The following is a 13723-nucleotide window of genomic DNA, read 5'->3' on the forward strand; positions in this document are numbered from 1 at the left end:
TCGCCCGCCCGGAGCGGGCCCATCATTTGCAAGGAACTGCCATGACCGACACCGCTCCCACGCCCCCGCGCGAACGGCCCCGCACCCTGGCCGAGGCCAAGGAATGGATGCTGGACCGCACGGCCAAGAAGATCCACCCGATGAACAACCTCTCGCTGGAAGACACCGCCAGCGTGGTGAACGAGCTTGAAGGGCTGGACCCGGTCAACTGGGCGGCGGCATGGCGCCCGGCGGGCGAAGCAGCTTGGGGACAGGCCGAGGCGGCAGAGGCCGCTGGCGATCTTGATGCTGCACGCAAACACTATATGCGCGCCCACGGCTTCTTCTTCCTTGGCCGCTTCCCCTGCCCCAACCATCCCGACAAGATGGCCTGCCACGTGCGCGAACGCGAAGCCTATCTCAAGGCGGGCGCCCTGTTCGAAAATCCGGTGACCAAGATCACCGTGCCCTTCGCCGGGCGCGAGGGCGAAGGCAAGGAAGTGTCGTTCCTCTATCGCCGCCCCGCCGGGGTCGAGCGCCCGCCGGTGATCGTCATGTGGGGCGGCGTCGATGCGTGGAAGGAACAGATGACCGCCGCCTGCGAGCTCGCCCTTGCCCGCGGCTTTGCCACCATCGCCATGGACGGCCCGGGCACCGGCGAATCCCCTGTGCGCGGCGTGCCCGATGCCGAACGCCAGTTCGTCCCCGTGCTTGACTGGATCGCGGCACAGACCGACCTCGCCCCCAGCCGCCCCGGCTGCCTTGGCCGTTCGTTCGGCGGCTATTGGGCCACGCGCCTTGCCTATCTCCACAAGGACCGGATCGCCGCTGCGGTGAACTGGGGCGGCGGGGCGCACTACATGTTCCAGCGTGACTGGATCCTCGCCTCGCGCCATCCCGAAAGCTACCTGATGGAGCTGGTCGAAACCCGCATGCTGATGCTGGGCGCCCAGACCGACGAGGAATATGCCCAGTTTTTCGAGAGGCTCTCGCTGCTCGATCAGGGCCTGCTCGATCAGCCCAATGCCCCGCTGCTGCTGGTCAATGGCCGGTTCGACCAGCAATGCCCGGTCGCCGATATCGACCTTCTGCTCGATCATGGCGAACCCAAGGCGGTGCGCATGTTCCCGGGCGGGCACATGGGCCTGACGCCCAAGACCCTGCCGACCATCATGGACTGGCTGTGCAAGCAGGTGGCGAAGGAGGCCGGGCTGTGAACCGCAACTGGGTCGAACTGATCCCCTCGCCCGAGGCGCACCGGATCAACCGCGTCCTGTTCCGCGTGCAGCACGACCGGGCGGAGGAAAAGCGCTATTTCGCCGATCCGGCGGCCTACCTGGCCGATTATCCGGGCATGGCCCCCGAAACGGTTCAGGCCTTTGCCGGGACCGACATAGGCAAGCTCTATCTCCTCGGCGCCAACCCCTACCTGCTGCGCGCCTATTGCCTGCAGTTGCGCATCCCCGAACCAGACTATCTCGCCGCCCTGCGCGCCGTTGCCGAGGACGTGAACCATGGCTGAAATCGCCGGAATCTTCGCCGTCAGTCACACCCCGGTGATGACCAACCTGCCCGGCAACCCACCCAAGGACCTCAGCCACGGCGTGTTCACCGCATTCAAGGCGCTGGGCGAGGAGATCGCCGCGATCAGGCCCGATGTCATGCTGCTGATCTCGGACGATCACCTGCATAACTTCTTCGACCATGTGCCCGCCTTCTGCCTCGGCCTTGGTGACAGCTTCTCCAGCCCGGTGGAAGACTGGCTGAAGGTGGAAAAGCGCGAGATCACGGGCAATCCTGCCTTTGCCGCGCACCTCCTTGGCAGCCTGTTCGCCAACGGGTTCGAACCGGCCCTGTCGATGGACCTGACGCTTGACCACGGCATGATCACCCCGCTCGAACTTGCGGGAATCAGCGGACAATTCCCCTGCGTTCCGCTGCTGGTCAATTGCGTGCAGCCGCCGCTGCCGCTGATGGCGCGCTGCATCGCCATCGGCCGCGCCGTGCGCGAGGCGATCCTGTCATGGGAGAGCCCGGCCCGCGTCGTCGTTCTTGCCACCGGCGGGCTCAGCCACGATGTCGGCACCCCGCGCATGGGCGCGATCAACGAAGAGTTCGACCGCACCTTCCTCAAGCTCCTCGGGCAGGGCGAGGCAGAGCCGCTCGCCGTCTGGTCGCAGGATCACGTGAACGAAGCCGGCAACGGCGCGGAGGAAATCCGCAACTGGCTGGTCGCCCACGGAATCGCCGATTGCCGCGGCTTCACGCTCGATCACTATGCCCCGGTGACGGACTGGTACACCGGCATCGGCCTTGGACGGTGGATGGCATGACCGGCGGCTCGCTTCACCTGACGGACAGCGGCCCAGCCGATGCGCCGGTGCTGGTCCTGCTCCACGCCATCGCCACCAGCAGTGCGATGTGGGAGCCACAGATCGCCGCGCTGTCCCGCCGCTTTCGCGTCATCGCGGTGGATCTGCCGGGCCACGGGCAAAGCCCCGCGCTGGCAGGACAGCCCTCGATGGCTGACTTTGCCGATGCGGTGGCCGATGCCCTTGCCCCCCTCTGCGCCGAACCTGCGGTCTATGTCGGCCTTTCGTTCGGCAGCATGATCGCCCAGCAGATCGGCGCTCGCTATCCTGACCGGGTTGCAGGCCTCGTCCTGTCCAACGGCGTTGCCTATGCTCCCCCGCCCGTCGTCGCGGCATGGCAGGATCGCATCGCTGCGGCAGAGGCAGAAGGCATGGCCAGCCAGGTCGGGCCAACCCTGTCACGCTGGTTCACCCCTGAATTCCTCGCCAACGCGGATCAGGCTATCGCCGAGGCCGTGGCCCGGATCGGCCAGCTTGTCGCCGATACTACCGTCGAAGGCTATTGCCAGGCCGCCCGCGCGATTGCCGCGCTCGACAACCGCGCCCTGCTCCCCACCATCACCGTGCCCACTCTGGTCCTTGCCGGAGAGGGCGATACTGCCGCCCCGGCCGAAACGGTCGCCACCATTGCCGCGGCCATTCCGGGCGCGCGCTATCAGGTTCTCCCCGGCGCCCACCTCGTCAACATCGAACACAGCGAAACGTACACCCGCCTGCTGGCCGCATTCGTCGACGGACTGAGCGGACCTCCCACCCATTCTGGAGCGAACTACTGATGCGTGTCCTGATCGTCGGCGGCGGTATCGCCGGGATGTCCTGCTCAATCGCACTGAAGAAAATCGGCGCCGAGGTGGACCTGATCGACAACGATCCCCAGTGGCGCGTCTATGGCGCGGGAATTACCATCACCCGACCCACCTGGCGTGCTTTCTCCCGCCTCGGCATTCTCGATGAATTGATGGCAACCGGCTTCGGCGGTGATGGCATCCAGATCTGCGCCGCCGATGGCACCGCGCTCAATCACGTGCCCGATCCGGCTCTGGATGATGAGAGCATCCCCGGCAGCGGCGGAATTATGCGCCCTGATCTGCACCGCGTCCTGTCTGGCCGGGTCCGTGCCATCGGCATCGAGCCGCGCCTTGGCATCACGGTGGACCGGCTGGAGGAGGAGGGCGACAAGGTTCTCGCTGGATTCTCCGACGGATCGAGCGGCACCTACGATCTCCTCATCGGCGCCGACGGACTGTTTTCGCGCGTGCGCCGCCTGATCATGCCGGATGCGCCCGCACCCGAATATACCGGCCAGATGATCTGGCGCCTCTTCGCCCCGCGCCCCGCGGGCATCCACGGACGGCACTATTTCCTCGGCGGCCCCTACAAGGTCGGGCTCAGCCCGGTATCGGCGACTCACGTCTACCTGTTCCTGCTCGAAACCGTGGCCAAGCGCGAGATCATCCCGGACGCCGAGCTCTACACCTACATGCACCGGATGCTGTCCGACTATGGCGGTCCGCTTGCCGAACTGCGCGAAGGGCTGAACGAAAACTCGCCCATCGTCGTCCGCCCGCTCGAAGCCTTCCTGCTCCCGCCGCCGTGGCATTCCGGGCGCGTGCTCCTCGTCGGCGATGCCGCTCATCCCACCACCCCGCACCTCGCCTCGGGCGCAGGCATGGCCGTGGAAGACGCTGTCGTGCTGGCCGAGGAACTGAGCCGTGGCGGGGACGATATCGAAGCCATGTTCCGCACCTATACGGACCGCCGCTGGCACCGCTGCCGCGCCGTGGTTGAAAACTCGCTCGAGATCGGCCGCCGCGAACAGGCCGGGCGCCCGCCCGAGGAACAGACCGCGCTGATCGGCCAGACGCTTGACCTGCTCGCCCAGCCCCTGTGATCACACTCCCATGACCACCCAGCGCCGCATAGCCCTGATCCACGCCCTCGAACTGTCGATCGCCCCGATCAACGAGGCTTTCGCCCGCCTCTGGCCCGAAGCCTTCCGGATCAACCTCCTAGATGACAGCCTCTCTGCCGACCGCGCGCGGGACGGCGAGCTGACCGATGCAATGATCAACCGGTTCCTGACCCTTGGCCGCTATGCCCGCCATCAGGCCGGGGCTGAGGCGATCCTGTTCACCTGCTCGGCGTTCGGCCCGGCGATCGATGCGGTTGCGGCAGACCTCGATATCCCGGTCCACAAGCCCAACAGTGCCATGATCGAACGCGCCGTAGAACTGGCGAACGGAGGACGGATCGGCCTTGTCGCCACGTTCGAACCCACGCTTCAGTCGATGCCGCCCGAATTCCCTGAAGGCGCCGACCTCACCCTGATCCACGTTCCCGGAGCGCTCGCCGCAGCGCAGGCCGGCAACGGCGCCGAGCATGACCGGCTGGCCGGTGAAGTGGTCGCCGCCCAAGGCGCCGACTGCGCAGTAATCGCCCTTTCCCAGTTCAGTCTTGCCCGCGCCCGGTTTGAGGTGGAGCGCCGTTCGGGCAAACCCGTCCTGGTTACGCCCGACTGCGCGGTGGAAGCCATCCGCGCCGCGCTGGTCAGGTGACATGGTCAGGACCGGACAGGATCCGGTCCCGCACGGTCCGCTGCACAGACGATCCGCTCTTGGCCTCGTTCATGCAAAAATCGCTTCGGCTTTATGCAGGACCGCCGTGAGAAATTCAGCGACCTAACCCCCAAGCTCGCAATCGCAATTCGCTCGGCCTCAGGTCGGGTGGAGGCCGCGTACTCTCTTGCAGGGCTGTCAGGTCGAAGGTTTTCATGTCGTCCAAGATTCATCCCGATCCCCGCGCGGCGCTTGAAGGCGTGCTGTTCGATGGCATGACGATCATGTCTGGCGGCTTTGGCCTGTCGGGCAATCCCGAGAGCCTTATCCCTGAGATCCGTGATGCCGGGGTGAGCGGCCTGACGGTCATTTCCAACAATGCCGGGGCTGACGGGTTCGGCCTGTGGATGCTGCTCAAGACGCGCCAGATCAGGCGGATGATCGCGTCCTATGTGGGCGACAACAAGCTGTTCGAGGAGCAGTACCTTTCCGGCGAGCTTGACCTTGAGCTCAACCCGCAAGGCACGCTGGCCGAGCGTATTCGTGCAGGCGGCGCGGGCATCCCGGCGTTCTACACCCGCACCGGCGTTGGCACCGTGGTGGCCGACGGCAAGCCGACGGAGATGTTCGAAGGCGAGGAATACGTGCGCGAGACCTGGCTGCGCGCGGACCTTGCGATCATCAAGGCGTGGCGCGCCGATCCTTCGGGCAATCTCATGTTCCGCCGCACCGCGCGCAATTTCAACCCGGTCATGGCCACGGCGGCGAAGATCACTGTGGTGGAAGTGGAGGAGATCGTGCCCGCAGGTACCTTCGATCCCGACTGCATCCATACCCCTGGGATCTATGTCGACCGCATCGTGCTTTCGACCATCAACGAAAAGCGCATCGAGAAGCTGACCACCCGCCCGCGCACGGAGGCCGCACGATGAGCTGGAGCCGCGACGACATGGCCGCCCGCGCCGCGCAGGAGTTGCGCGATGGCTATTACGTGAACCTTGGCATCGGCATCCCGACGCTGGTGGCCAACCATGTGCCGCCGGGCATCAATGTCACCCTGCAATCGGAGAACGGGATGCTGGGCATCGGCCCCTTCCCGTACGAAGGCGAGGCCGACCCCGACCTGATCAACGCCGGCAAGCAGACCGTCACGGCCCTGCCCGACAGCAGCTTCTTTTCCAGCGCCGACAGCTTTGCGATGATCCGCGGCGGCCATATCGACATGGCGGTGCTGGGCGCGATGGAAGTTGCCGCCAATGGCGATCTCGCCAACTGGACGATCCCCGGCAAGATGGTGAAGGGCATGGGCGGGGCGATGGACCTTGTCGCCGGGGTCAAGCGCATCATCGTCGTCATGGACCATTGCGCCAAGGATGGCAGCCCCAAGATCCTCGAGCGCTGCACCCTGCCACTGACCGGGCGCGGCGTCGTCGATCTGATCGTGACCGACCTTGGCGTGATCGCGGTGGACAAGGGCGCAGGCCTGCGACTGGTGGAATGTGCGCCCGGCGTCAGCGTGGATGAGATCGTCGCCCGCACCGGCACGCCGCTGCAGGTTGCGGCATGACGATCGAGGCGTTCGTCTGCGATGCGGTGCGCACGCCGATCGGCCGGCTGAACGGCAGCCTTTCGGCCATTCGCGCCGATGATCTGGCCGCCCTTCCCTTGCGCGCGTTGATGGAGCGCAACCCACAAGTAGACTGGGCCGCGCTCGATGACGTGCTGCTGGGCTGCGCCAACCAGGCGGGCGAGGACAATCGCAACCTCGCGCGCATGGCCGCGCTGCTGGCGGGACTGCCCGAGACCGTGCCGGGCGCGACGATCAACCGCCTGTGCGGTTCGGGCATGAATGCGGTCGGCATCGCCGCACAGGCAATCCGCAGCGGCGATGCGCAAGTTCTGGTTGCGGGCGGCGCGGAAAGCATGACGCGGGCGCCCTATGTGCTCGGCAAGGCGGGCGGCGCCTTCGGGCGCGACCAGAAGATTGAGGACACCACGCTTGGCTGGCGCTTCATTAATCCGGCGATGAAGGCGGCTTACGGCGTGGATACCATGCCGCAAACGGCGGAGAACGTCGCCGCGCAATGGCAGGTCAGCCGCGAGGAACAGGACCGCTTTGCGCTGGCCAGCCAGGAGAAGACGACAGCGGCGCAGGCCGGCGGGCGCCTTGCCCGCGAGATCGTTCCGGTCAGCGTTCCGGCGGCCAAGGGCGAGACGCGCTTGTTCGCGCAGGACGAACACCCGCGCGCGACCACGCTTGCAGCCCTCGCTGCCTTGCGCCCGGTGGTCCACGCGCAAGGCACGGTCACGGCAGGCAATGCTTCCGGGCTCAACGACGGTGCCGCGGCGATGCTCGTGGCGAGCGAGGCGGCGGCGCAAGCCCACTGCCTCACGCCGCGCGCCCGCATCGTCGGCATGGCTTCGGCAGGCGTTGCTCCGCGCGTGATGGGGATCGGCCCGGTCGACGCTGCCCGCCGCCTGCTCGCCCGAACCGAGCTGACCATGGCGCAGATGGACGTGATCGAACTGAACGAAGCCTTCGCCGCGCAAGCCATCCCGGTCTTGCGCGAACTCGGCACTGATCCGTTCGACCCGCGCGTCAATCCCAACGGCGGCGCGATTGCCCTTGGCCATCCGCTTGGCATGTCCGGCGCAAGGCTGGTGCAGACGGCGGTTGAGGAACTGCAGGCGACGCAGGGCCGCTATGCGCTGGCCATGATGTGCGTCGGCGTCGGACAAGGCATCGCCATGATCCTGGAGCGTGTGTGATGGCCGAGACTGGGTTCGTGATCGCCGATGATGCGCGAAAACCGGCGTCCACCAGCGGTGCCGAAGTTATAAGTATGAGTGATAAGAGATACCCCTTCTTTCGATTGGACGGATACATGGAGTTGCGCCATTTCCGCCGCAGACCTGATCGCGCCGTAGCGTCGCCCGCCACCCGGCGCTGCCAGCCCCTGGTCTCCAACTGAAATCGGAAGGGAAAGTGATGTCCAAGTCCACCTTGCATGATCTGCAGCCAAAGCCGGCACCGCAGCCTGAAGACATCAACCCCGCCACGGGCCTGATCGACGGCAGCTTCGGCATCGGCACCTATCGCGCCAATGAACGAACCTTCCCCGGCCTCGTCCAGGCTGCGGGCGGCTTGTACGACCTGTCCGCACATTACACCGACACCCTTGCCCTGTTCGAGGATTGGGACCGCGCGCTGGACCTCCTCGCCGACATTTCGGCCAAGGACAGCGGCACAGATCTGAGCCTCGGTGACGTCGAGTGCCTGCCCCCCGTTTCGCGCCCGAACATGCTCTGTACCGGGTCGAATTACCGGCAGCATGTCGCCGAGATGATGACCTACAACAAATTCAACCAGGACAAGCGCCTGCCTGGTGAAAGCGACGAATCCTTTTTCCTGCGCAACCTCGAGGAAGTTGACCGCCGTGCGCGCGAGGGCATGCCCTTCTTCTGGACCGGCCTCCACAGTTCGCTGGCAGGAGCAAACGCCGATATTCCCCTGCCCCTGGTTGGCGAACACCATGACTGGGAGCTTGAGCTGGCGGCAGTTGTCGCCCGAACCGGTCGGTACGTGAAACCGGAAGACGCCGATCAGCTGATCGCAGGCTACGTGATGGTCAACGACCTCGGTACAGTCGACGAATTCCGTCGCGCCGATGTGCGCTGGGGCCATGACTGGGTCAGCAAGCACCAGCCGAACTTCAAGCCGGCAGGCCCGTTCATCGTCCCCAAGCAGTTCGTCGACCGGTCGCGCATGCAGATCCGCATGAAGCTGAATGGCGCCGTCATGCAGGACTGGCCGGTGACCGACATGATCTTCACCCCGGAACAAGTGCTTTCCTACGCTTCGGAGCGCGTGCGCCTGATGCCTGGTGACTTCCTGCTCACCGGCTCACCTCCAGGCAACGGCGCGATGCACAATGGACGCTGGATGCGGCCCGGCGACGTGCTCGAAAGCGAAATCACCTACCTTGGCCGCCAGACCAACAAGGTCGTCGCCGAAGAGACAGACGGGACGCTGACCTACGGCCCGTTCATTGCCGAGTGGCCCGCATGACCACGGCGGCGGCTCCCACAGTCAAGGCGCTGCCAGCGCGGCATTATACGCGCACCGCGATCGCCCTGCATTGGGCGATCGCGGTCATGATCATCGCCAATCTTGCTGTGGGCTACATCTGCGGCAACTTCGAGTTCGCATTCGAAGACGTCCTGATGAACCTGCACAAGGTGACAGGCATTCTCGTCTTCGCGCTGAGCCACCTACGCCTTGCGTGGCGCTTCGCCCACAGGCCGCCTCCGCTCGATTTCGTCTCGGCCTGGCAAAGGCGCGCTGTCGGACTGGTGCAAGGCCTGCTCTATGGCCTGATGATCGCCTTGCCGCTGACCGGTTGGATCGTCACGTCAAGCTTTCCCAAGCGCCATCCGATCAGCCTCGGCTTTGTCGACGTGCCGTTTCTGCCAGTCACGGCCAGCCTGCCACGCGCCATGCTCGCTCATAGCGCGCACGAAGTGCTGGCAATCTTCATGACGGTGCTGGTCGCCGGTCATGTCGCCGCTGCCTTGCACCACCAGTTCGTCCTTCGGGACAATCTCATCACGCGTGTCCTGCCACGTCGGCGGCCAGAAAATCACGCGCCATCAGTTCAGTAGGAGTCATTGACCAAACTGATACGTCGCCCCTGTTCTATCTATTTGACGCACAGTCTGACCAAGCAGAAACTGTGCAGGACAAGCATCGGGGCGGGACCAACTCGTTCACTTGGGGAGGAAAACCATGAAACACAGACTGCTGACTGCTACCAGTATCACGGCTGCCGCGCTGACCGCAGCCATGCCCGCAATGGCGCAAACCGCGCAAGCCGAAGACCAGCCCGCCATCGGCCTTGAAGAAATCGTCGTCACCGCGCAGCACCGCACGGAATCTTCGCAGCGCGCCGCAGTTGCACTCAACGTCATCTCGACCCAGCAGCTGGAAAACGCCGGCGTCGCCACGTCCTCGGCGCTGAACACGGCCGTGCCGTCGCTCTACATTGCACGTGGCGGCGGCGTCACGGCCAGCTACTTCATCCGTGGCGTCGGCAATTTCACCAACAATGGCTACACCGATCCGGCGATCGCCTTCAATGTCGACGGCGTTTATTATGGCCGTCCCGGTTCGACCATCGGCGCCTTCTATGATCTTGAACGGATCGAAGTGCTCAAGGGTCCGCAGGGCACGCTCTATGGCCGCAACGCGACCGGCGGCGCGATCAACGTGCTGACGGCCAAGCCGGTACCAGGTACGTGGGCAGGCCGTGTTTCGGTTGGCTATGGCAACTACAACGCGTTCGACGGCGAAGCCTACATCAACGCCCCGATGGGTGAAGACGGCGCACTGCGCATCAGCGGGAAAGTGCTGGATCGCGATGGCTTCAACGACGATGGCACGATGGACGAAAAGGGCCATGCCCTGCGCGTCCAGATGCTGAGCAACCTGACGCCGAACCTCACGGTCCGCGTGATGGGCGATTACACCCACGTCGGCGGCAAGGGTCCGGGCGGGACCATAACCCACCGTGTCAACGTGACGCCAGGAACGCCCGCCACGGCCACATCGCCTGCGAACTACACCATCGTGCCCACCGGACTGGATCCCCGTTCGGGTCTGCTTTCGCCCAGCAATGCGGCGTACTTCGGGAGTATCGTCCTCGGTGGTCCGCGCATCAATCCCGGCCCGCTCGCCACGCCGTTCATGGACAACGATTACTATGGGGCCAGCGCCGAAGTTAACTGGGAAACCGGCATCGGTGACATCACCGTCATCCCGGCGTATCGCAATGCCAAGGCCAATTACCTGTTCAACGGCCCGGCCTTCCGCGGCGGTTTCGTGAACGAGAAGTCCGAACAGTTCTCGTTCGAAGCCCGCATTGCTGGCAAGCGCATCGGTCCGATCGACTGGCAGCTTGGCGCATTCTACTTCGACGAAAACGTCAGCGGCTCGCAGAACTACAGCCAGTACACCGTCAACTCGTTCCAGAAGTTCAAGAGCAAGAACAAGTCGAGCGCGGTCTACGGGCGTCTCACGTTCAATGCTACGGAACAGCTTCGTGTCGTCGGTGGCATCCGTTACACCAACGACAAGAAGAGCTTCGCAGGTGACGGCCGCAACCTGATCCAGATCTGCGCAGCACCGACCTGCATCGGTGGTCCTTCCGTGCCTGTCGCCCTCACTTTCGCGGAACTCGCACAGAAGATCACCCTGCCAACTCTGCCGGGCCCCGCAAACGGCGTCGCTTACGGCACCAACGGAAACCGGCTGCTCTTCGTGCCGGTTCCGGTCAACAAGTCGCTCGATCGCAATCGCACCACCTGGCGCGCTGCCGTGGAGTACGATGTTGCGCCGCAATCGCTGTTCTATGCCAGCTACGAAACCGGTTTCCGCTCGGGCGGGTTCAACTTCACGCTGGGCCGCGAAAGCTACGAGCCGGAATTCATCACCGCTTGGACCGTGGGCATGAAGAACCGGTTCTTCGACAACCGGGTGCAGCTGAACATCGAGGCGTTCCGCTGGAACTATACCGACCAGCAGGTTGCGCACTTCGGCGTCGATGCGGGTGGCGGCAACTCGTTCTTCACCGAGAACATCGGCAAGTCCCGCATCCAGGGGATCGACGTCGATCTGCAGGTCAAGGCAACGCAGACCACCCTGCTGCGCGGCTCGGTCCAATGGCTCGACAACAAGCTGCTGGACTTCACCTACAACACAATCCGCAACGCAGGCGCCAACGCGCTGCCGCCGCCGGTCGGCTGCCCCACCACCGCAACCACCGCTCCGATCCCCGGATCGACGACCGGTGCGCGCAGCGATGTGTGGGCGGTCAATTGCTCCGGCCAGCCCGGCTTCAATTCGCCGAAGCTGGCGTTCAATGCGGGCATCGAGCAGACCGTGCCACTCGGCGAGTATGAACTGGTTGCCACCGTCGACGGACGTTACCGTTCGAACCGCGTGATTGCCTTCGAGTACCTGTCGTTCCAGAATTCGGGATCGGACTTCAGCGCCGACGCATCGCTGCGGTTCGGTCCCAGCACGGGGAAATGGTCAATCACCGGTTACATCCAGAACATCGGCAACCGCCTGATCCCGTCGCTGTCGAACTTTGCAGGGACCACCGGCAACGTGGTTGTCACCAACTACACCGCGCCCCGCACTTACGGCGTGCGAGCTGCAGCCTCGTTCTGATGCAGCACATTTGAGGGGGGGCAAGCGTCTAGCCGCGCTTGCTGCAACGGCCCGGTAGCAATGCTACCGGGCCGTTGTTCGTCTGGCTAGGGTCAGGACCCATTACTCACACCTTCGAGGCGCCGGAATGGCGTACATATCGGGCGGAAATGCGCGCCGGGAAGGCTGATCGCCTTTCCAAGCGGATTTCCGTTCGAGATGGAAGCCATTCCGGCGTCCCGCAGGGATTTGACCAAATGGCCCATCGCTGCGTTGGATGGGCTATAAATAGAACCACTATTCCCGCGCCCATCCGCCTTACGCTGGGCCATTTTGCCTCAAACCTCGAAGGCGTGAGCAATAGGTCCTGACCCTAGTGCCGTCATGAACGCTGGAACGTGGCGGCAGGCCACGGCCGTCAGCGTTGTTGCCACAAGCAAAAGCCTGCGAACCTCGCGGCTCGCAGGCTTGAGTGTGTCAGTTCGCCGTCGAACTGGTGGCTTATGCCCATTCGGTGATGAACGGACCGTAGGTCGGCGTCCGGCCGCCGGTTTCCTCGGCAACGACGCGGTTCTTCTGTCGGCCGAGATAGGTGATCTCGCTCTCCATCACGTCGCCCGGCTTGAGCCAGGCATTGCCCCACATGGCGCCATTGCCGGGAGGCGATCCGGTGATCAGCAGGTCACCCGGCACCAGACGGATGCGCTCCGAGGCGTAGGAGAGGATCTGCTCGGGCTGGAAGATCATGTCCGAGATCGGCCAATCCTGACGAAGCTCGCCGTTGACCTTGAGCCGGATCTGCACCTTGGACCGATCAACGAATTCCTTGGGCACGGCGAAGGGCCCGAACGGCTTGAAGTTGGGCTGGTGCTTGCTCACCCAATCGTACTGGAACCGCACGTCGGCTCGGCGAAACTCGTCAACCGTGCCAAGATCATTGACCATGACATAGGCCGCGATCAGGTCGCCCGCCTCGTCCGGACGAACGTAGCGCCCCGTGCTGCCAACGATGGCGCCGAACTCCAGCTCCCAGTCCGGGTGTTCGCCGATCAGGGGCAGTGGCACGTCGTCGTTCGGTCCGCACAGCGAGGAGTGCAGACCGGTCCAGAAGAACGGCATCCCCTCGCGCGCGCGGCGATCCATCTCCGCCAGGTTGCGCTGGAAGAACTGCTCGTCGCTTTCGCCAGGCAGACGCTTGTCCTGGTTGAACTTGTTGAACGTCATCATCTCCGCCACGTGCTGGCGGTAGTTGGACCCGGCGCAGAGCATGTTGGGGTGTTCGAGCACGGCATGGATATGCACCGCGCTGTAATCAAGCGCGGAGCGGTCCTGACGGGCCGCCACATCATTGGCGAGGTTCGAGGCGCGCGCCCAATCCGCAAAGACGGCGTGGGTATCGCGATACTCGTCACCCAGGCTGAAGACGGCGCCGCCTGGCACTACCACGCCGGGGAAGGGCGATTGCCCATCGACGCTGAAGGTGCCGATCCCGAAAGAACCCGAAACGAGCCCGGTCATGGGGTCGATGCCATCGGGTTCGGGGGCCGCGGGCAGCGGCTTGATAAAACTGTGGTCGCTCAAATTACTCTCCCAGAAATGTTGGATCG

The 13723-nt window shown here is 64.5% G+C and carries 13 protein-coding genes; 12 read left to right on the forward strand and 1 reads right to left on the reverse strand.

Features of this window, described 5'->3' with window-relative positions; translation table 11 throughout:
• Positions 1-41: 41 nt before the first annotated feature.
• The 12 genes from ACZ1JY_RS18830 (at position 42) to ACZ1JY_RS18885 (ending at position 12137) form a co-directional block, all read left to right on the forward strand.
• Positions 42-1196 (forward strand): alpha/beta hydrolase family protein, encoded by a 1155-nt coding sequence (locus tag ACZ1JY_RS18830; RefSeq protein WP_465131128.1) that lies wholly within the window; start codon positions 42-44, stop codon positions 1194-1196.
• The gene (locus ACZ1JY_RS18835; RefSeq protein ID WP_465131129.1) at positions 1193-1501 is read left to right on the forward strand and encodes a hypothetical protein; all 309 of its coding nucleotides are present in this window, start codon (positions 1193-1195) and stop codon (positions 1499-1501) included. The genes ACZ1JY_RS18830 and ACZ1JY_RS18835 overlap by 4 nt, the downstream gene beginning before the upstream one ends.
• Entirely contained in the window at positions 1494-2312 is an 819-nt protein-coding gene (locus ACZ1JY_RS18840) for a DODA-type extradiol aromatic ring-opening family dioxygenase (RefSeq protein ID WP_465131130.1), read from the forward strand. Before ACZ1JY_RS18835 ends, ACZ1JY_RS18840 begins: the two co-directional genes overlap by 8 nt.
• Positions 2309-3127, forward strand: coding sequence for an alpha/beta fold hydrolase (locus ACZ1JY_RS18845; protein WP_465131131.1), 819 nt, complete (start codon positions 2309-2311; stop codon positions 3125-3127). The genes ACZ1JY_RS18840 and ACZ1JY_RS18845 overlap by 4 nt, the downstream gene beginning before the upstream one ends.
• Entirely contained in the window at positions 3127-4242 is a 1116-nt protein-coding gene (locus tag ACZ1JY_RS18850; protein WP_465131132.1) for an FAD-dependent oxidoreductase, read from the forward strand. Before ACZ1JY_RS18845 ends, ACZ1JY_RS18850 begins: the two co-directional genes overlap by 1 nt.
• 10 nt (positions 4243-4252) lie before the next feature.
• Complete coding sequence (locus tag ACZ1JY_RS18855) at positions 4253-4906, forward strand: aspartate/glutamate racemase family protein (protein ID WP_465131133.1); 654 nt, start codon at positions 4253-4255, stop codon at positions 4904-4906.
• Between the two features lie 215 nt (positions 4907-5121).
• Positions 5122-5838 (forward strand): CoA transferase subunit A, encoded by a 717-nt coding sequence (locus ACZ1JY_RS18860; protein WP_465131134.1) that lies wholly within the window; start codon positions 5122-5124, stop codon positions 5836-5838.
• Entirely contained in the window at positions 5835-6473 is a 639-nt protein-coding gene (locus ACZ1JY_RS18865; protein WP_465131135.1) for a 3-oxoacid CoA-transferase subunit B, read from the forward strand. Before ACZ1JY_RS18860 ends, ACZ1JY_RS18865 begins: the two co-directional genes overlap by 4 nt.
• Positions 6470-7675, forward strand: a complete 1206-nt coding sequence (gene pcaF / locus ACZ1JY_RS18870; RefSeq protein WP_465131136.1) for a 3-oxoadipyl-CoA thiolase — start codon at positions 6470-6472, stop codon at positions 7673-7675. The genes ACZ1JY_RS18865 and pcaF overlap by 4 nt, the downstream gene beginning before the upstream one ends.
• A 220-nt stretch (positions 7676-7895) precedes the next feature.
• On the forward strand, positions 7896-8975 hold the full coding sequence (locus ACZ1JY_RS18875; protein WP_465131137.1) for a fumarylacetoacetate hydrolase family protein: 1080 nt from the start codon (positions 7896-7898) through the stop codon (positions 8973-8975).
• Positions 8972-9568 (forward strand): cytochrome b, encoded by a 597-nt coding sequence (locus ACZ1JY_RS18880; protein ID WP_465131138.1) that lies wholly within the window; start codon positions 8972-8974, stop codon positions 9566-9568. Before ACZ1JY_RS18875 ends, ACZ1JY_RS18880 begins: the two co-directional genes overlap by 4 nt.
• Before the next feature lie 124 nt (positions 9569-9692).
• Positions 9693-12137: a TonB-dependent receptor gene (locus tag ACZ1JY_RS18885; RefSeq protein WP_465131139.1), complete on the forward strand. Its 2445-nt coding sequence runs from the start codon at positions 9693-9695 to the stop codon at positions 12135-12137.
• A 480-nt stretch (positions 12138-12617) separates the two neighbouring features.
• On the opposite strand, the gene ACZ1JY_RS18890 is transcribed toward ACZ1JY_RS18885, so the two are convergent.
• Complete coding sequence (locus ACZ1JY_RS18890) at positions 12618-13697, reverse strand: fumarylacetoacetate hydrolase family protein (RefSeq protein WP_465131140.1); 1080 nt, start codon at positions 13695-13697, stop codon at positions 12618-12620.
• Positions 13698-13723 lie beyond the last annotated feature (26 nt).

The organism is Novosphingobium sp. BL-A-41-Hi4B-X5A, assembly GCF_055521705.1.